Source organism: Ktedonobacter sp. SOSP1-85 (genome assembly GCF_016587415.1).
Lineage (GTDB): Bacteria > Chloroflexota > Ktedonobacteria > Ktedonobacterales > Ktedonobacteraceae > Ktedonobacter.
This window is the reverse complement of the sequence record NZ_BNJI01000003.1, coordinates 1,754,613-1,773,972: the sequence shown is the minus strand read 5'-3', so window position 1 is coordinate 1,773,972 and position 19,360 is coordinate 1,754,613. Positions and strand designations below refer to the sequence as shown.

The following is a 19,360-nucleotide window of genomic DNA, read 5'->3' as shown; positions in this document are numbered from 1 at the left end:
GCGCCTGCGGCGCTCAAGCGATGGTAGTGTGATGGATGGGCATTTGCCCATTCATCACACTACCATCGCTTACCTGGAGGCGAGCTTGCGAGCCGAGCAGCCCAGTTGACGCAGACACAAGTATTGACGAAATGCACTTATCTCTGGTATGAATGCAATAAAGAAGATGTATATGAACTATTTCTAGCCGGAGGGAGGTGCAGCACAGTGGCATTACCTGCGAAAAACGCGACGCCTATCACCTTTCGTGAGATGCTGCCCCTGATCAGCGCCAGCACTATTGGCGCTTCTATCGAGTGGTTTAATTTCTTTCTGTATGGCTTCCTGGCGGTGACGGTCTTTCCCCAGCTTTTCTTTCCCACACTCGATCCCTCTGCCGGCGCCATCGCGGCCTTCACGACCAACTTTGTGGGCTTTGCCGCCCGCCCCATTGGAGGAGCCTTCTTCGGCTGGTTTGGCGACCGCATTGGTCGCAAGTCTACCCTGGTCGCGACCCTCTTGCTCATGGGCACAGCTACGATCTTGATGGGCATTTTGCCAGGTTACGCGGAAATCGGGATCGCGGCCCCCATCCTGCTCTCGCTGCTCCGCTTCCTTCAAGGTATGGCCCTTGGTGGAGAATGGAGCGGCTCAATCCTCCTGTGTATGGAACATGGTGATGATCAGCGGCGCGGCTTCTGGACAAGCTGGCCGCAGACAAGCGTGCCTATTGGCCTGGCCCTCTCCGCGCTGGCCGTGCTGCTCTTTCAGCAACTCTATCCAGGTGAGGCCTTCACCAGCATCGGCTGGCGCATCCCCTGCCTCATGAGTTCTGCACTGATAATCATTGGTCTGTACATCCGCTTGCATATCCCAGAAACTCCAGCCTTTCAGCGTATTAAAGAGGCGCAGCAAATCGCTAAAGCGCCCCCACTTGAGGTTCTTTATTATCACTGGCGCGAGGTTTGCCTGTGCGCCCTGCTCCGTTCAGCCGAGAATGCCCCCTTCTACCTTTTTACCGTGTTTGTGCTCTCTTATGGGGCAACCGTCATCCAGCTAGATTCCAGCCTGCTCTATACCGGGATCTTCTTTTCAGCAATCATCACCTTCGTCACCATCCCTATTTTTGCCCTCATCTCTGACCACATTGGACGCAAGCGCTGGTTCATGTTGGGCGTAATTCTTATGGCACTCTTCGCCGTTCCTTATTTTGCCTTGCTTCAATCTAGAAATCCGCTCCTGGTGGTCTTCGCCATCGTTTTCTCCATCGGCATCTGCATTAGCTGGCTCTATGGGCCGGAGGCAAGCTTGATCGCGGAGCACTTTGGCCCCCGTTTGCGCTACAGTGGCGCCTCACTGGGTTATCAACTGGCTTCTATCACAGCAGGGGGGCCAGCGCCTATCATCGCTACCTACCTGCTCTCACTCCACAGCTCGCTTACTGCTGGCCTGCCGCCTTACATATTCATTGCCTTCTATATAGTGTGTATGGCAGTCATCTCCCTTCTGGCTGCCCTCCCACTCAAAGAGTATGCTGGCCAACAACCTGCGGATGACTGACACACGAAACAAGCTTCTAGCCCGCAAGCTACCTAGTGGAGATCTGGTGCCGCCTCATACGCCACCGAGAGAAAATTTTGGATAAGCCTGGAATGAGCATCGCTCCGCCAGGCCACAGCCACCTCCGTTATAGGCGCCTCACCCTCCAACTCGCGATAGACTACGTCCTGGCTACGAATATTTTGCGTCGAGAGGGGCACCAGGGAGACGCCAATGCCAGCGGCAACCATACCTACAATGGCATGCATCTGCGTGACCTCCTGCACGACATTGGGCGTAAAACCATAGCCCAGGCATAGCTTCATGAGATACACATGATAGCCCGATCCCTGTTGACGCGATTGCAAGACAAAGGGCTCCTGCGCCAACAAAGTACCTGGAATCTGTTCGTAGACCGCTAACGGATGCCGCTCTGGCAGGACACAAACAATGGGTTCGCGCCGCACAACCTGTACGCTTACCCATGGTGCGTTAATAGGCAGGCGAATAAGTCCAATCTGGATGGCACCCTCCTCTAAAGCACGCAATTGCTCATGCGTCGTCAATTCACGCAGGGCTACCTCAACCTGCGGGAAGCGCTCACGAAACAGATGCAACATCAAGGGCAAGACATCATACGTACTGGAGCTAATATAGCCAATAACGAGCCGCCCCGCCTCGCCTCGGTGCGCCCTCTGGGCAGCCTGCTTTGCCTCCTGCACCTGAATAAGTACCTGCCGGGCCGCATCAAGAAAGACGCTACCCGCATCCGTCAATTCTACCGAGCGCTTCGTCCTCCGGAAAAGCGGGAAGCCCAGCTCCTCCTCCAACTGCTGAATCTGCTGACTCAATGATGGCTGCATAATTGATAGGCGCATTGCGGCCCGCCCAAAGTGCAGCTCTTCAGCAACAGCCACAAAATAGCGTAAATGCCGTAGTTCCATTCTCGTAAATTCCCTCTTATAGATTTTACCTATTAATCTTACCAGATTTATCTATTGGACATATATACGTTGAGAATTTTATACTTAAATAACCACAGCGTATGCAAAAGCACTTATTAAAACACACATGGGAGATCTCTATGCCCTATAGCTATGAACAAGATACTGGATCACATATGCATGTTAAAGCATCTTGGCCTGCGGCTCCAGTCCAGGAACCGCATTATACAGCCGTCGAGACCAATAAAGACCTTGAAACATCATCCCCTTCAGTCAATAAATGGATCATTCTGGCTCTCGATGGAATCATTGAAAACCCTCAAAACGACCGGTCGCGGCAAAGGGGTCCGGGGGCGCTGGCGTCACTACCGCAATAACTCGACCGTCCATGGGGAAATCTGGAGACTCCTGCGTTATAAGTGCCATCTTCTGGGCGTGCGGTTCCGCACCGTGCAGCGATGCCTTCACATCGAGCTGAAACAAAACAAACCTCACACAAAAAGTGGATCTCGCGGTTCGCTTTTAGTAGTGAGACTCAGTATCAGTGTAGGAATACAGACGAGAGGTGGAGAGATCAGTTTTCTCCACCTCTCGTCTGTATTCCTTTAGAATGTAACGGAGGCAGAAGCTTTTGCTTTAAGATAATTACCGGCTACCACGGGCCAAGGCAGTGAAGATGCCGATGGCGGCGCAGCCAGCGCATACGAGGAAGGCCGCGTGGAAACCCTGCTCAAAGGTATGCTGTAGGATCTGGATGTGGGATGGAGAGAAGCTATGGGACTGGGGCGAGGAGAGCAACGTACCAGCCAGTGTGCCCCCAGGGATGCAAAGACCGTGCCGGTCAGCGCGACGCTCAGACTCTGACCGATCACACGTCCAGTCGCCAGCAGGCCAGATGCCTCACCCTGCGCGTGGAGTGGCGCTGCGCCCATCATAGTGCGTGTGTTAGGTGACTGAAAGATGCCCTGGCCAATGCCAGTTACCGCCAGGCGCCAGAGAATATCCCAGGGTGTGCTTTGCGCGTTAATCTGACCGAGCAAGAAGAGGCCAAAGCAGGCGATGCCCAGGCCGACGGGCGAGAGCCAGCGCGATCCCAGGCGGTCGGCAAGAGCGCCACTTAAGGGAGCTGCGATGGCGAAGGTAATGGGCAGGGGTGTCAGTAAGAGACCTGTTTGGACCGTCGAGAAGCCACGTAACTGCTCAAAGTAGAAAGGGAGCAGGAAGCCGGGTGCGAAGAGAGCCATCATACAAAGCATAAAGCTGATGTTGGCAAAGACAAAGGTGCGGTTAGTCAGTAGCTCCAGGTTTAAGATGGGATGGGCTACGTGGGACTCGACCAGGACTGCCAGGCCCAGCATGACGATGCCTGTGCCGAAGGCAAGCAGAGTCTCTGCGGAGCCCCAGCCCCATTCCTGGCCGAAGGAGAGGCCCAGGGTGAGCGCAGCCAGGGCGATTGCCAGCACCAGCGCGCCCAGGGGATCGAAGCGCTCGTGTCGCTTGCTCTCGGAGTGTGGCTCATGATAAAAGCGCCAGGTAGCAAGAATAATGAGCAGGCTGACGGGGACATTGACATAAAAGATCCAGCGCCAGGTCAGGTATTGTGTAATGATACCGCCAAGGGTAGGGCCCAGGGCAACTCCTAGCGAGACCACAACGGCATTGAGGCCCAGAGCCAGTCCCCGCTTATTACCAGGGAAACTGCTTGTGATCATAGCGATATTAACGCAGAATACAAGCGCACTACCGATACCCTGGAAGAGACGTGCGATGATCAGAAAGAGCAGCGAGGGGGCGAGGCCGCAGAGCGCTGATCCCAGGACAAAAACAACCAGTCCCGCGAGAAAGATTGTTTTGCGTCCAAGGATATCAGCCAGCCGACCAAAGGTGAGAAGAGTTGCCGCAATAATGACGAGATAGCCAATAATGATCCACTCCGTGGAACCGCTGATCCCGGTATGGAAGGTACGAGCGATAGTAGGCAGGCCAATATTGATGATAGAGCCGTCGAGCGTCGTCATAAAGCTGGAGGATGCAGCCAGAGCTAAAATAATCCATTTATTGGCAGAAGAGGATAGGATCTCACTGCTTGCGCTGATCACGTCGGTCGAATAATGTGCTTCGTGTGTAGAGGTTTCAGGTGAAGAGAGAGTGACATTGATATGTGATCCGTTGTCTTGTTCATAGCTATAGGGCATAGAGGTCTCCTATGAGGGTTTGAATAGATGCTTTTGCATACACTGTAGTTATTTCAGTATAAGATTCTCACTATGCATATGTCCAATAGATAATTCTGGTAAGATTCATAGGTAAAATCTATGAGAGGAACTGTGCAGAAATGGAACTGCCACATTTACGCTTTTGGCCAAGGGGCCAGTCATTAGTCGATTATGCCACCATCGTTGAGTCAGTAGATTCAACAATTGGAGGAGGAACTGGGTTTTCTTCTCTTTCGCGGAACGAAGCGTTCTGTCGAGCCAACTTATGGGGGAAGCGCCTTTCTCTGGCTCATTCGAGCCGGCGTGGATCAATGGTTGGAGTCTACTCTCTCTAGTGCAGGATTACGAAACCTTTTCGGAAAGGGTTAAATATGGTTCATAGTCGTACCCATAATATGCGCAGACGCGGCAGGCCAATTGATGGGCCGAAAGCACATCATCGCGCTCGAACACATTGCGCTTGCCATGGACCCACTTTGGTTCAATGGGATTGAGCCAGGGGCTTTGAGTTGGCAACTGGAATGGCAAAAAGACATCATTTAAAGACACCTATTTTAATGAATAACAATAATAATATATTGACAAACAATAAATAACATGGTAAAATGCTTCCATCTACTACTAAGTGAGTGTTGTTTGAAGCAATTCTTTTTCAATTTGAAGAATATCTTTTCAAGGTAGTAAGGCACTGCAAAGGCAGAACAGGCACACTTTGCACCATAACTTTTCCAGGCAGCAGTGTTTTCTTTTTCTCGCCGCCGAGATCACGTCAATAGTCTTTTTCGCCCAAAGGCGAAAAGTTATGGTGCACTGCATAAAGCTGCTTCCCAAGCGACTTACATCGCATCATTGGAAAAGTTATGGTGCAAAAATTGATCTGTTTCGCTTGTCACTCTTGCTAGAAATGCCTTCAAAGCAGTCTGGAAAAATTATGGTTCAGGACCATTCTCTTCCAGCACTCTCCGAATGGGCTGGTCGTGCCTTTTCATAACGATTCGATGAAAAGATATATTTTCTGAGAAACGAAGCAAATTGGTTCAAAAGACAGTGAGGTGTTTTTATGAAAAAAGGGTCAACATTATTCTTAAGGCTTGTCATTTGTCTTATTGCAATCGGCGTGCTTGCCGGTATGATTTGGTTTCCTCAAACTGAAGGAAGAGCTACTAACTTAGATCTCATCAGTATTTATACAGATCCGTTTATTATCTACATTTATATAGCTTCAATCTCATTTTTTGTTGGGTTATACCAGGCGTTCAAATTATTACATTTCATTGATGCTAATAAAGCCTTTTCCCAAGATGCTGTTCATACAATCAAGACTATGAAATTTGCTTCTCTCAGTCTTATCGGTTTTATTGCATTAGCAGTGTTTTACATCCGTTTCTTTGTGCATGGTGATGATAGCGCAGGTCCGACCATGCTTGGCATTTGTATGGCATTCGCATTCGGTGTGATTGCCACAGCCGCCGGTGTCTTTCAAAAGCTTTTTCAAAATGCTGTTGATATAAAATCGGAAAATGACTTAACCGTATGAGGCACAACTATGGCAATAATAATAAACATCGATGTCATGCTGGCAAAGCGAAAAATGAGTGTTACGGAACTTACAGAGAAGGTTGGTATCACTATGGCTAATCTCTCTATTTTGAAAAATGGAAAGGCTAGAGCGATACGATTCTCGACATTAGAAGCAATTTGTAAGGCCTTAGATTGCCAACCTGGTGATATTGTAGAATACAAAAGTGACGAAGCCGCTCAAGGGTAAAACGATCCTCGCCATTTTGCCTATTCTACTCGGCGTATGCGCTGACTGGCAGGTTGATTTGTTGCGCAATGCTCGTCAAGATTGCTCGCGGCACCTGCTTCTGATTGCGATATTCCGCAAGCGGGCGACCTGGAAAATGCAGAAGTGCAAGCTGAACGGCAAAACCAAAGCGATTGGCTGGACGCCGACGGTGATTGACCAGCTCTAACTCTTCTGGGGTCAGGGTGTAATAACGAGCGAGATCCCGAGCGTCAAGGGCTGTCGGGATTTCCATCATGATCTGACGCTGCTCATCAGGGAGACTAGGTGGGGACTTTTTTATGGGTCATGGGGACGCACTCGCGCATCTCTCAGCAAGAATGCATCTTTCTTATCATACCCTCATGGCTCTGACAAGCTGAGCGGAATCCTTCAGGACCTTTTTACCGGTAGCTTGCCCAAAGCGCGAATCTCTCGGGGAAATTATGTCGGGACCCCTATGGGGCTTCGGTTTCAGGCTGACCTGGCAAGACTCGCTCCCTTCAGCTTCAAAATTGGGCCGGAGAAGAGGCGTTTTTGCTCATTTCATTTTATGTAATTCTACATGAGAGTAAGGAGATACACTTTCAATGCATGTGAATCAAGGACGCCGCCGTATAGCCGTTGTGACAGGGACAAGCCGGAGTCGGGGAATAGGAGCATCTGTCTGTCGAGCCTTAGCTGAGATGAAGGTAGATGTCTTTTTTACATATTGGCAAGCTCATGATCAAGCGCTCTATGGGCAAGAAGAAGAGGAACCCTGTGAACTGCTCTCAAGTTTACGAAAGCAGGGTATACAGTGTGAATGTCTGGAGGTAGATTTGAGCCTTCCTCAATCAGCAGGCCACATCATGGACGAAGTGGAAACACGTTTAGGGACTCCTTCCATTCTTGTGAATAACGCTGCCCATGATGATAGGACGGTTCCATTTAACCAGCTGAATGCAGAACTATTAGACACCTATTACGCCGTCAATATGCGAGGAACAATATTGTTGAGCGTCGAGTTCGCTCGCCGCTTTTCTTTCACGACAGGTGGCCGCATCATCAACCTCACATCTGGACAAAGTCTGGGTGCCATGCCAGGGAAAATACCCTATATAACAACAAAGGGAGCAATAGATGCATTCACGGCTACTTTGGCGGCCGAAGTTGCATCCCGAGGCATTACAGTGAATGCGGTAGACCCCGGCGCAACAGATACGGGGTGGATCAGTGCTGATCCAGAATTGAAGCAAACCATGATAGCACAAGCTCCCTTTGGACGCATTGGACAACCAGAAGATGCAGCGCGTCTCATTGCATTCTTAGCAAGTGATGCGGCCGAGTGGATTACTGGACAAATTATCCATTCACGTGGTGGTTTTTAGAGATGCCTGCCGTAAGGGATGCCAGAGAACGACAAAAGGAAGCGACCCCGAGAGGCCGCTTCCTTTTGCATAAGGTCAAAGCTCACACCGGACGTGCAAGCATATTCTCGTTCAAATGAGCGTAACTAAAAACTACGCGTCTTTGCTGGAAAGAATACGCGTGAGCTTGGTACCACAAACCGAGCAGGTCCCCTGCATCGCAGGTTTCCCGTTTTTCATCTCGATCTTGTGAGGGTCCTTCATCTCCCGCTTTTCCTTACACTTCACGCAATATGCTACGTCTGCCATAGACAGACCTCCTTTCAATGTGAACTGAAACCAAATATACCACACCCACGCAAGTGGCATATATTTGACTATATCGTTCACGTATGTCGAAGCCATTTGGGAGCAGTTTTAGGCTCCTTGAGTACTTTTTGGTGTTACCATAAACTCAACCATACTCAAAGGGCAATCGCTCATACCAGGTTCGGCTGCGTTGTCGTCTCTTTGCCCATCTCAACTGAGCGCTGAGTTGCACGCTGGACAGCGTGCATGAATAATTGCTTCCCATGACCTCGATCCAGCACCTCCATCGCGGCCATCGTCGTGCCATTAGGCGACGTCACCTGGCGACGCAACTCCGACGGATCTTTTCCTGTTTCTTGCAACATTTTCGCCACGCCAAACACCGTCTGCTCCATGAGCACACGACAATCCTCTTGCGAGAGTCCACAGGCCAGTCCTCCTGCCACCAGGGACTCTATCACATAATAAAAGTAGGCTGGGCCTGTGCCTGAGAGACCTGTAACCGCGTCCATCAAGGGTTCTTCGACGCTGACGGCGACGCCGATGGCGGCAAAAAGTTGGCGTGCTACTGCCAGGTGCTCGTCATCGGCCCAGCGACCACGGCAGAGCGCGGTCGCCGATGCCTGCACAAAACTGGAGGTATTCGGCATGGCACGAACGACTGGCACCGCTTCATGAAAATGCTGCTCAATAGTCTCGGTCGCGGCTCCAGCAACCACCGAGATCACAAGCTGCTGCGCGGTTACGTACGACGCGATCTCCTGTAAAGCCGCGGCCAGATCGAAGGGCTTCACAGCAATAATAATCATGCCAGCTTCGGCAAGCTCTGCCTGTTTCTCCTGGCAGATGCGTACACCATAGGTCTCTTGCAAATGAGCCAGGCGCTCAGGATGTCGCCGATTGGCGATGATTATTTGCTCAGCTGGCAAAATACCAGCGGCAACGATGCCTTTGATCATAGCTTCGCTCATCGAGCCAGCGCCCAGGAAAAACACGGTTTGTTCGCGTTGTATTGCCATTTCAACCTTCTCTCTACTCAATAACCTGGCCGCTGCCATGCCCAACGTATTTGTAGCTGGTTAAGGCCTGGAGACCCATCGGGCCACGCGCATGCATTTTCTGCGTGCTGATACCAATCTCCGCGCCAAAACCAAAGACAAAACCATCTGTCAAGCGTGTCGAGGCATTATGGTACACGACCGCCGCATCTACCTGGTCTAAGAACAGCGCTGCCGTTTCCTCGTTCTCGGTGATAATGCTCTCCGTATGCCGCGTACCGTACTGCGCGATATGCTCGATGGCCTCTTGCACATCCTCGACTATTTTGACGGCCATAATCAGCTCCAGGTACTCTGTCCCCCAATCCTGCTCGCTCGCGCTTTCTATATCAGGAACAAGCTGGCAGGTGCGCGTACAACCACGGATCTCTACGCCACGCTCCTGCAAGGCTTTGAGCGCCTGAGGCAACCACTGCGGCGCAACGTCTGTGTGTACCAGCAGAGTTTCAGCCGCATTACACACAGAGGGTCGCTGCGTCTTGGCATTGACGACAATTTTTGTTGCCATCTCCTGTTGCGCGGCTTCGTCAACGTAAACGTGACAATTTCCCACCCCAGTCTCGATGACCGGTACAGCGGACGACTCTACAACGGTCTGAATGAGCTTGGCACCGCCACGTGGGATCACCAGGTCAATGGCATCACGCATTCGAATGAGGTATTCGACCGAAGCATGCTCCACACTCTCTATCAATTGAATGGCTTCTGCGGGGACTTCACTGGCGCGCAAGCCCTCCCGCAGGGCCGCGACAATAGCGCGATTACTCTCTAAGGCATCGGCGCTGCCACGCAAGACCACGGCGTTACTGGTCTTTAAAGCCAGGGCGGCGGCATCAACTGTGACATTTGGCCGGGCCTCGTAGATCATGGCGATGACACCCAGGGGAACGCTGCGCCGCTCGACAAGCACTCCATTGCGCAATTGCCAGCGCTCCTGCGTCACCCCGATGGGATCGGGCAAAGCCATGACGGCGCGCACACCATCGGCAATACTCTGAATGCGCGCTGGCGTCAATGTCAGGCGGTCGATGAAACTCTTGGCCGCACCAGCGGTGCTCACTCTGCTGACATCTTGCGCGTTGGCTTGCAGAATTTCATGCTGGCGTGTGACCAGGCTGGCAGCCATCAGTTCTAAGGCCGCATTCTTCTCCTCGCTCGTTTTTCGCGCCAGTTCACGGGCCGCTACTTTCGCGGCCTGGGCCTGGGTTGCCACCCACTCTTTCAGAGCCTGGGCTGTATCTGTTGAAAGCATTTGTTTCTCCTACCCATACTACTGTGATCCTGCTGAAAATTTCACCACCTTGTCCAAACAACCACTTCGCGGAATGGCTCCCTTGTGGTAGGGACCAGCTTTAGCGCGTCCCATACGCGTCAAGTGAAGGGGCATCTGCTCGCTCCCCACGCCCATGCCGGAAGAAAAAGGGTGTGCTTCTAAACCCCCATTCGGGGGCGCAGGGGCACAACCTACCTTTTTCTTCCAGCCGGGCGTGGGGCGTACTTGGCAAGTACAGCCACCCGGCGGGAAAGCAGCTGCCTAGCAGGAGGGGCCTGGTAGGTGCGCCCTTTAGAAGCACACCCAGGCCCCTCCTGCATGGGCGGCGGACCTTCACTTGACGCCAATGGGACGCGCTAAACCGGGTCCCTACCGAGGGGAGGGCGCATTTCTCAGCAGAGTTTACTGTGCGGCAGCTACTATCGTTGAGCGATAGAGCGCCAGCGTGTCTCTGTGTATAACTTCAGGAACCGTCGTCATATTTGCCAATGCTAAAGAAGCGATCTCCTGTGAACGCATGCCCTTCAAACGCTGGAGATCATCCGAGGCATACTGGCTGATGCCGCGTCCCAGCTCGCTGCCATCTGGTCCGCAAATCGCGACCACGTCCCCCTCTGAAAAATCGCCATCGATCCGCAAAATGCCGCTTGCCAGCAGGCTTTTATGCTGGTGCAACACAGCCTGCGCCGCGCCCATATCGATCAGGATTTTTCCCTCAGGATGTGAGCCGAAGGCGATCCAGGATTTTTTCCCTGAGAGCGGCCTTTTGCGCGGCTTGAAATGCGTTCCGATCTCCTCGCCACTGAGGATGCGCTGCAAAATGTCGGGCGTCTCTCCATTGGCGATCACCACCTCCACGCCCGCGGCGGTAGCGATCCGCGCCGCTTTGATCTTAGTACGCATGCCGCCGGTGGTCCCCAGCGAGCCGCGTGCGCCACCGAGGGTCTCGATGTAGGGCGTAATAGTTTCCACTGTTGTGATAAGGCGCGCCTGCGGGTCCTGGCGCGGGTTCGCAGTATACAGACCATCAATGTCTGAAAGGATGATATAGTGTTCGGCATCCACTGCCGTGGCGACCAACGCTCCCAACGTATCATTGTCGCCAACCTTGATACCATCGACACTGACCGTATCATTTTCATTGACAATAGGCACCACACCACGCTGCAACAACAAGTTCAGAGTATTGCAAATGTTTACGTAACGCGCACGGACACGAAAATCGTCACTGGTGAGCAGCAGTTGGCCTGTCAACAGGTCATACAGCATGAAGAGTTGCTGGTACAGGTGCATCAAACGGCCCTGCCCCACAGAAGCGGCCATCTGCTTCTCGGCGACGGACGTGGGATAGCGTGTGCCACTCAAGGCGCCAAAGCCTGCTGGCACTGCTCCCGAACTCACGATCAGCGGTGTAAAGCCACTGGAGCGCAGCCGGGCAATGTCGTCTACAAGACTTTGTAGCCGCTCCATACGCAGCATATAACTTGCGCTCGTTAAAATGCTGCCACCAATTTTTACGACGATACGGTGTTGCCTACCTGCCATTGTTCAAACTTCCCTTTTCTTGGTCGATTCCCTTCTTAAGGCGAAAACCAACGCCACTCTCGTGGCTAGCGCTCCCTCCATTCGGGGACAAGCGCGCTCAGGTTTTCGAGAAGAGACCACAAAAAAAACGCTCTCTTCGTCGCAAAGGACGAAAGAACGTTTACTTCCGTGGTACCACCTTCGTTAGCAATGAGATGATGAAGAGACATCTCGCTCTGTCAGCACAACATTGCTCACTTGATTTCCCGATAACGGGGGAACACCCGGCTAGCTCATCGCTACCTGCTCAGGGATGGGTTCGGTCCGCTTAGCGATGGCAGCTCACAGCTACTAGCTTGCCATTCTCTGTACGCATATATGGACGTACTACTTCTCTGTGACAGCAAAGATATTCAGATTTCTTTAATGTGTACCACAAAATATATATCCCTGTCAAGTCTTATATAAGTACTATTCATTTTCATGCCTCACTATTTTTCCTGGAAGGATTGAAACATGGTATTGAAGATCACTGAGTTTGTTTCAAACTGGTCAGGCGGTGTACCAACATAATACATTATTGGAGAGTTTGGTCCTAACAAGCGGTTGCGCTTGGAGAGCTGGCCACAGCGCGAGGGAGCGCTCCAACTTCGGTGCCGAATATTTGATGCAATTAATGCATTTCGTGGATGCTTGTACAAGGAAAGAGTTTCAGTTTGGCGCGCAAGAAAGCGATAGCCTATTCCCTCTTCCTGGCTTATACTTACTCATGAGCAGAAATCAGGAAAGGGGAAACGCCAGTATGCTTGATGTCCAGACACATAATCAGTCTACCCTCGATGAGGAGCAGTGTTGGGATGCTGTGACTATAAGAAGTTCGAGGATGGATGGGGCTTTTGTCTTCGCGGTACGCTCCACCGGCATCTATTGCCGTCCATCCTGTCCGGCGCGTCGCCCACGGCGGGAGAATGTGCGCTTCTTTCGCTTGCCCGCAGAGGCCGTTGCGGCTGGCTTTCGCCCATGCCTGCGCTGCCATCCGGATCAGCATCAGGTGCCTTCTCCTCATACGGAGTTGGTTGAGCAGGTTCGTCAATATATCGAGAACAACATAGATGCTCCCCTGCGCCTCGCCGATTTAAGCACGCAGTTTCATATGAGTCCCTATCACCTCCAACGCACCTTTAAGCAGGTAACGGGCCTCTCGCCCCGCCAGTATGCTGAATCGCTCAGGCTGAAGCAGTTCAAAACGCGCCTTCAGGAGGGCGAGCCAGTCACCAGCGCCCTCTATAACGCGGGCTATCAATCGAGCAGCAGCGTGTATGAGCGCACGCCGGTGCAACTCGGCATGACGCCCGCGACCTACCAGCGCGGAGGCAAAGGGGTGCGCCTGGCCTATACTATCGCCGATAGCCCGCTTGGAAAGATGCTTATCGCGGCTACTGAGCGTGGGCTTACAGCTATCCGTTTTGGCGAGTCCAGGCAGACACTGGAGGCAGAACTAGAGCGTGAGTATCCCTATGCGGAGCGCACATACGACGCGGAACGCCTGCGCCCGTGGATAGAGCACCTGCAACGTGCCCTGGCAGGACGGACAATTGAGACCGATATCCCCCTCGATGTCCAGGCCACGGCCTTTCAATGGAGGGTCTGGCGCGCCCTGCAAGCGATCCCCGTCGGGCAGACGCGCTCCTATAGCGAGGTCGCCCAGGCAATCGGCCAGCCTAGTGCGGTACGCGCCGTTGCCCAGGCTTGCGCCGCCAATCACGTCGCAGTCTTCATCCCCTGCCACCGTGTGGTACGCAACAACGGGCAACTGGGCGGCTACAGCTGGGGCATTGAGCGTAAACAGCGCCTGCTCGCCCTGGAACAAAGCAAAAGGAGCACTTGTGAATAAAATGGTGATGTGTCCAGGCTGTGGGCTCATTCTGTCTTCGACAGAAGAGCAGTTCGATGAGCGCTATCACGCCTCCTCTGCATGTAGAGAACTGTATGATCAGCTATCTGCCTATACCCTGTCATTGCCGGATGCAAGTTTCCCTCACCAGTTTGCTGTCGATACATATGCCGCACAGCATGCAGGAGCAAACCTCAAACCTATTACTTTGACCTTTGCCCTGGTCGGATTATACCTGGCATGTGAGCACAACTATACCGGGAGACAGGTACAAAGAGCGCATATGCTTCTTGCGAAAACGCCAAAACAGTGGCCCTCATTTCGCTTTCCAGACACCAAAGCAACACTGAGCATCCTGGATGTACTCAACGCACCAGAGAGACAAAGAATCGACATGCTCCAACAATGGGAAAATTCTGTCTGGAGAACCTGGGAGGCAGAACAGGCAAAGGTTGCGAAACTCGTCCAGGAACGGCTCAACATCGCAATCAAATAAAAAGTTAAAACGTGCCTAAACGTCGTTTACGTAGCTTCAAGCCAACTTAGACCCTAGATGCCCTTGACGAAAGCGCGCCTCTGCTTTACTATATCTGTTATGGATATATCATAAATGGTTATAGCAAGGAGTGCTTAGATGACGAAGGCAATCGCTCTCCCTGATGGTTTCTGGGTTCGCCCAGCTATAACAGGCGACCTAGAGGCGGTCTTGCAGGTGCTTATCGCCCAGGAAATGGCGGATTTTGGGAAGCCGCTCTCAGACAGGGAGCACCTCTGGAGGAGTTGGCACGCCGAGGGCTTCAATATCCTGACCGATACGTGGGTGGTAGGAACATCAAGTGGGCGCATCATAGGTTATGCTTGTGCCAGGGGAAGTGGACGCGTCCGGATCTTTGCCAATGTGGGGTTGCTACCTGAGTACACCGGGCGCGGCATTGGCGGGTTCCTGCTCCATTGTGCTGAGATGCGCGTCCAGGAATGGGTCGCCGAGGCCCAGGCAGGAGCGCGCGTCACCATGGGGGCAAGCTGGATCAGCGAGCGCAACCGGAGGGCGCAACGACTCCTGAATCAGAATGGCTATGAGAAGGTGTACAGCTTCGCTCATATGCAGCTTGACCTGAATGAGCTACCAGCAATACCAGTACCAAACGATAGAATCGTGGTACGCCCATTTCGTCCTCAGGAAGACGCACAAGCCTGCTATGAAGCCGATGAGGAGATCGCGCAGGATGAGCGCGGACACGTCCCTCTGACCTTCGAGGAGTGGCGGCGACGGAAGATCTCTGACACGATCCTGATGTTCTTAGCCTGGGATGGGAACGAAGTCGCAGGACTTGTGAGCGGCGAGACGATGGATGACCAGGGATGGATTAGTGACACTCCGCATGGGCTAAAGCCCAGCAGCTTCTGACACGGCTCCGTAAGCGCCTCCGTGAGACATATCCCGTAGGGACTACTCAAAATGGAGGCGTAGTGTGGTAGCCATATCTGAGGGGCGCGCACCCATCCGGCGCAATCCCCTCTGGGCGGTGCCAGGCCCGTTGGCGTGATCCCCTTGCCTTGCTTGAGCAATAGATGGTTGCCCTTCGCGTTCGGCATCCTGGGAGATCCCAACACCTGGGTCTTTCGACCCCCTCGTCGCACGTCGCGAACGAGCATGTGGCTTTTCCTTCAACGGTTCTTGCGTGCGCTCAATCAAGCGCTGCCCGATTCTCAGACTGGCATTGCGGTCAGCATGGGTGTGCATCTGGCATCGTGGACACAGACAAAGTGGCGCCCCGGGCGTGTATCCCTCAACCGACTCGCCCTCATTGTAGCGCATGACAGGCGCGTGACAGCGATGGCATTCCCGGCTCGTATTGCGCGGATTGACGCGGCACATGATGATTCCCCCTACGTTCCACGCCTTGTACTTTGCGTACTTGAAGATGCGCCCTTTCATCCAGTAGGCGCGTTTCAGGTTGCTGCGGCGCGAATACCTCCCTTTTTCCGGGCGCAGGTTGCCCAGATGCTCGAAGACCAGGATGCTTGCCTGCTGCTCGATGGCGAACTGGACAATGCGAGCGCTCACCTGATGCGCGATGTGCTCATCGAGGCGCCTGATCTTGCGCCAGAGAGCCACATTGTCCTGTTCCCCTTCGGCAATGACGCCCGTCTGAGATCGGTTGCGTGCAATCCGTCCGAGCAATCGCTTCCTAAAGCCCGCTATCGCTGTGCCATTTCCAATGAAGGAAGTGGCCAGGATGGTGCCTTCGACGGTCTGAACGGTGCACACGGCGAGATGCTGGTCGAGGTTCACATCGACTGCGCAGAGACGTGTTTGGTTGGAGGCGATCTGTTCAACCACCTTGGCGGGGGTCTCCAACGGTTTCTCGATGGGAGTATGCAACCACCAACGGTTGCCCTTGCAAACCAGGGACGGGCTTCCAAGGGCATACCCCTGGGGAAGATCGCGAGAAAGCGTCCCTATTTTGAGCCAGGACCAGCACGAGCCAGTCCACACTCTGAGCATGATGGAGTGCTGAGAGCGTTCTTTCCACAAGCCCGCGTAGAAGGGCGCGGATCTGTTCCAGGTGCGCGGCGGAACCGGTGGCCGCTCCCTGAACGGCTGCTGCTTCTTGCCCTTTTTGCATGGTTTGGCCTCATGCTTCTCTTTGCGAGCTCGCCACGTTTTGAGCGAGGAGAAAAAGGCACGAGCAGAGCCAAGGGCCGCATTGATGGCGGCGCGCCGGAACATCGCGGGGATATCCGGGGCGATGTCGGAGAGTGGCACAAGGGGATGGGGGCTCTTCTCCGTCGCATGGGTGAGTTTCTCCAGGGTGGTGAGGGCCTCCTTGTTCTTGAGAGAGAGGATGCCCTCATGGGCCTGGATGACCTCAAAGTAGAAGGCCACGACACGATTGTAGAGCGCCTGATGCTCCGCGAAGGAGTGGGCTGACTGTGGCGGATACTGCAACGCTTGCCTGATGGTTTTCGTGGCTTTTGCCATTTTTAGTACTTTTCTCTCAAGAAAATATATCGTGTCTCTTGTAGAGTATACTCCAAGACGTTGGAGTTGTCAAACATACGTTCTATATTGTGCGATGCAAGGGCGAAAGCCGGGACACGCAGGACACGCCTCACTGCCGCCGTTGAAACGGCACAGCTTGTGGCGGGCTAAAGCCCGTTATGTCACCTGGGCGTCCGGCACTCCTGGCGTAAGCAAGGGTTGGGAATGGCACTCTTACGCCACATACAACGAGAGTTTTATCAGCGCGGCCTGCACAAAATGACACTGAACGTCGACACGCTTAGCTCAACAGGTGCCTTCCGCCTCTATGAGCGCGCTGGCATGCACACCCTCTTCCAATACCACACCTACGAGAAGGAGGTGCGAGCTGGGAAAGACCTACGGATACAAGGTTGATCTCGTGCTCCGACCGACGCTACGAAAGTACGCGTCTACATATCCAGGACGAGATGCCCCGTCCTGGATATGTAGACGCGTACTTTCGTAGCGTCGTGCCCCCACTCTAGGTAAGCAGTGAGGCAACAGTGTCGCAGACGTGCTGCACAATGCCCTGCCCATCCTCTAAAGAGGCACTTTCCATTGTATAAATGGAGATGATATAGGTCTCCTGGCCCAGAGTCACGATGCCAGAAGAGTTCACGGCCCATTGACCATCGGGTCCAGGCACCCAGCCGTCTTTCATCGCCACCATGGCTCCATCGGGCACGCTATCTCCGACCCCGAACCGCTGATCAGATTCAATATGCTCCATCAGGTTGAGCGCGATGTCGCGGTCGTGGGACGTCAGGATTTTGCCTTCCTGGAGGAGCGTCAGCAGATTCACCATGGTCTGCGGCGTAATTGTGCTGTATCCCCAGGCATCGTCACTCGGATTGAGCCCACTCACGCCGATCTTTTGCATATAACTTGCAATTCCTGCCGCACCGCCAATCTTATCAAAGAAGAGGGCCGAGGCCGAGTCGTTATCGGAGTTCTCAATCATGGTCGTCAGAAGATTCATCTCATCATCATTCGGCTCACGCCCCTGCTGCTCAATTGTATCGAAGAATGTCAACATAATGGGCACTTTCATTGAGCTGGCTACGATGAACTGAGCAGTGTCATTATAGGTATAATAACGCTGGCGCGACACATCGTAGACCACGGCACCTGCATTGGTGCCGATCCCGGCAAGGTACGTTGCCAGAGCCGGTGAAAGCGCGTCCATTGAGGCCTGGCTTGGTGCATTGCCAGGCGCGGTGAAGGTAATGGCGTTCGCCGGCACCCATCCCTCTCCACCACCCTTTGGCGCTGCCCATTGTATATGGTACCAGAGCATGCCTGTGTCCCATTTCGTATCGCCGAGCAGTGTCAGCGGGAAATTCTGCCCAACGTGCGCCACCGCCTGGCCCGCACTAGGAGCGGAGAGGAGGGCTGTATCTCCTTGCGCCCAGATCGTCTGCTTAGCGCTAATCGCGGCGGCAGGCAGGCCAATGGTATGCACATAGTCCGTGCCAGTATCGAGGCGTTGGATCTGAGGCTGACCCGAGGCGTCCACGGTGCCTTGATCGAGTACCAACCCATCGCGCTCAAATGCCTGCACCAGCAGATGATGGGTGCCACCATCCTTCGTAACGCTCAAAGAAAGCGCCTCCGTAAGTGGTAGACCAAAATCCGTTTTCCACCCGTCAGGCGAGACATCAGAACGATTGACATAGCTCCAGAGCGACTGTGGAATGAAATGGCCCACATCCTGTCCGGCGCGTGTCCCTCCCTTGACGAAGATGCCCTTCCCACTCACGGAGGCCGTAGCGGTTTGACCCGCCGCTGGTGCCGCCAGCATGAGACTAGGATTGGTTGCCTTGCGTAGATCAATATAGGTAAAGTGACTCTTATCACCACCAATGGGCACCTGGCTGCCAGCCGTAAGCAAGGCCTGGAGCAGCGGCAGGCGCGCGATTCCCGTATTGGCGTCCTTCACGCCATGCTTGCTTAAGGCAACCAGCAAGGCCTCGTTCCCTTGCGTATGCCCCTGCTGACTTACTGGCAGGAGCAACGCGCCCGATGCAAAGAACTGCAACCACCCCTGGTCTGTAGGAAACGCAGCGGTCAGTGGGGCTCCCAGGTTTATCGTCCCTCCATGGCTTTGAGTGTAACGCTCAAAGAGTGGGGAGACGCTCAACGCCTGAGTCTCTGGCACCGAGAAGTCAAAGTCTGGCGCGGTAACTTTGCTTTCACCAACCCACTGGTTGGCTCCATTGCTTGCATTCGTGATTACTGCATTGGTGCCACGAAAGGCGCAGCCAGAGTATAAAAGTGCCGAACTGCCAAACATTACCATAAGGAGAAGGAACGTCATCGTTCGTCTGGAAATATGCCTCATCATCAAGCCGTCCTACCCTTCTAATTTTGATATAGTCATACATATAGATACATAAAAATACGCAAAGAAACACTTAAGATTCTAGCAATAATTAGCTCATGCAGCCAAAACCGGGACTAA

At 53.3% G+C, this 19,360-nt stretch carries 17 protein-coding genes; 8 read left to right on the top strand and 9 right to left on the bottom strand.

Annotation, left to right across the window (positions count from 1 at the left end):
• Positions 1-207: 207 nt before the first annotated feature.
• A complete protein-coding gene (locus tag KTE_RS45680; protein WP_236601026.1) occupies positions 208-1,539 on the top strand; it encodes an MFS transporter in 1,332 nt (443 codons plus the stop codon).
• A gap of 32 nt (positions 1,540-1,571) precedes the next feature.
• Here the strand turns inward: KTE_RS45680 and KTE_RS45675 are convergent, their stop codons facing one another.
• Positions 1,572-2,462 (bottom strand): LysR substrate-binding domain-containing protein, encoded by an 891-nt coding sequence (locus KTE_RS45675; RefSeq protein ID WP_201394025.1) that lies wholly within the window; start codon positions 2,460-2,462, stop codon positions 1,572-1,574.
• A 605-nt stretch (positions 2,463-3,067) separates the two neighbouring features.
• Positions 3,068-4,657 carry an MFS transporter gene (locus tag KTE_RS45670; protein ID WP_201394023.1) on the bottom strand — a complete coding sequence of 530 codons (1,590 nt, stop codon included), beginning with the start codon at positions 4,655-4,657 and terminating at the stop codon, positions 3,068-3,070.
• A 1,081-nt stretch (positions 4,658-5,738) separates the two neighbouring features.
• Between KTE_RS45670 and KTE_RS45665 the strand changes: the two genes are divergently transcribed.
• Positions 5,739-6,215 carry a DUF2975 domain-containing protein gene (locus tag KTE_RS45665; protein WP_201394021.1) on the top strand — a complete coding sequence of 159 codons (477 nt, stop codon included), beginning with the start codon at positions 5,739-5,741 and terminating at the stop codon, positions 6,213-6,215.
• A 9-nt stretch (positions 6,216-6,224) separates the two neighbouring features.
• Complete coding sequence (locus tag KTE_RS45660) at positions 6,225-6,446, top strand: helix-turn-helix transcriptional regulator (protein ID WP_201367344.1); 222 nt, start codon at positions 6,225-6,227, stop codon at positions 6,444-6,446.
• Between the two features lie 25 nt (positions 6,447-6,471).
• Here the strand turns inward: KTE_RS45660 and KTE_RS45655 are convergent, their stop codons facing one another.
• Positions 6,472-6,768, bottom strand: a complete 297-nt coding sequence (locus KTE_RS45655; protein ID WP_255553095.1) for a DUF4158 domain-containing protein — start codon at positions 6,766-6,768, stop codon at positions 6,472-6,474.
• A gap of 286 nt (positions 6,769-7,054) precedes the next feature.
• On the opposite strand from KTE_RS45655, the gene KTE_RS45650 reads away from it, so the two are divergent.
• Positions 7,055-7,834 carry an SDR family oxidoreductase gene (locus tag KTE_RS45650; protein ID WP_201394017.1) on the top strand — a complete coding sequence of 260 codons (780 nt, stop codon included), beginning with the start codon at positions 7,055-7,057 and terminating at the stop codon, positions 7,832-7,834.
• A gap of 132 nt (positions 7,835-7,966) precedes the next feature.
• Here KTE_RS45650 and KTE_RS45645 read toward each other — a convergent pair whose 3' ends face one another.
• The 4 genes from KTE_RS45645 to proB all read right to left on the bottom strand — a co-directional run bounded on the left by KTE_RS45645 (position 7,967) and on the right by proB (position 11,998).
• A complete protein-coding gene (locus KTE_RS45645; RefSeq protein WP_007920481.1) occupies positions 7,967-8,122 on the bottom strand; it encodes a DUF5679 domain-containing protein in 156 nt (51 codons plus the stop codon).
• A gap of 170 nt (positions 8,123-8,292) precedes the next feature.
• A complete protein-coding gene (gene proC / locus KTE_RS45640; protein ID WP_201394015.1) occupies positions 8,293-9,141 on the bottom strand; it encodes a pyrroline-5-carboxylate reductase in 849 nt (282 codons plus the stop codon).
• 13 nt (positions 9,142-9,154) lie between these two features.
• The gene (locus KTE_RS45635; protein WP_201394013.1) at positions 9,155-10,432 is read right to left on the bottom strand and encodes a glutamate-5-semialdehyde dehydrogenase; all 1,278 of its coding nucleotides are present in this window, start codon (positions 10,430-10,432) and stop codon (positions 9,155-9,157) included.
• Between the two features lie 423 nt (positions 10,433-10,855).
• Positions 10,856-11,998: a glutamate 5-kinase gene (gene proB / locus KTE_RS45630; protein WP_201394011.1), complete on the bottom strand. Its 1,143-nt coding sequence runs from the start codon at positions 11,996-11,998 to the stop codon at positions 10,856-10,858.
• Positions 11,999-12,779: 781 nt separating this feature from the next.
• Between proB and ada the strand changes: the two genes are divergently transcribed.
• The 3 genes from ada (at position 12,780) to KTE_RS45615 (ending at position 15,279) form a co-directional block, all read left to right on the top strand.
• Positions 12,780-13,871, top strand: coding sequence for a bifunctional DNA-binding transcriptional regulator/O6-methylguanine-DNA methyltransferase Ada (gene ada / locus KTE_RS45625; protein ID WP_236601025.1), 1,092 nt, complete (start codon positions 12,780-12,782; stop codon positions 13,869-13,871).
• A gap of 1 nt (position 13,872) precedes the next feature.
• Complete coding sequence (locus KTE_RS45620) at positions 13,873-14,367, top strand: DUF5946 family protein (protein WP_236601067.1); 495 nt, start codon at positions 13,873-13,875, stop codon at positions 14,365-14,367.
• A 138-nt stretch (positions 14,368-14,505) separates the two neighbouring features.
• Positions 14,506-15,279 (top strand): GNAT family N-acetyltransferase, encoded by a 774-nt coding sequence (locus tag KTE_RS45615; RefSeq protein WP_201394005.1) that lies wholly within the window; start codon positions 14,506-14,508, stop codon positions 15,277-15,279.
• A 42-nt stretch (positions 15,280-15,321) separates the two neighbouring features.
• Here the strand turns inward: KTE_RS45615 and KTE_RS45610 are convergent, their stop codons facing one another.
• Positions 15,322-16,857, bottom strand: a complete 1,536-nt coding sequence (locus tag KTE_RS45610) for a zinc ribbon domain-containing protein (RefSeq protein ID WP_201394003.1) — start codon at positions 16,855-16,857, stop codon at positions 15,322-15,324.
• Between the two features lie 186 nt (positions 16,858-17,043).
• On the opposite strand from KTE_RS45610, the gene KTE_RS45605 reads away from it, so the two are divergent.
• Entirely contained in the window at positions 17,044-17,274 is a 231-nt protein-coding gene (locus tag KTE_RS45605; protein WP_201394622.1) for an N-acetyltransferase, read from the top strand.
• Positions 17,275-17,380: 106 nt separating this feature from the next.
• Here the strand turns inward: KTE_RS45605 and KTE_RS45600 are convergent, their stop codons facing one another.
• Positions 17,381-19,243, bottom strand: coding sequence for a serine hydrolase (locus KTE_RS45600; protein WP_201394001.1), 1,863 nt, complete (start codon positions 19,241-19,243; stop codon positions 17,381-17,383).
• Between the last annotated feature and the right edge of the window lie 117 nt (positions 19,244-19,360).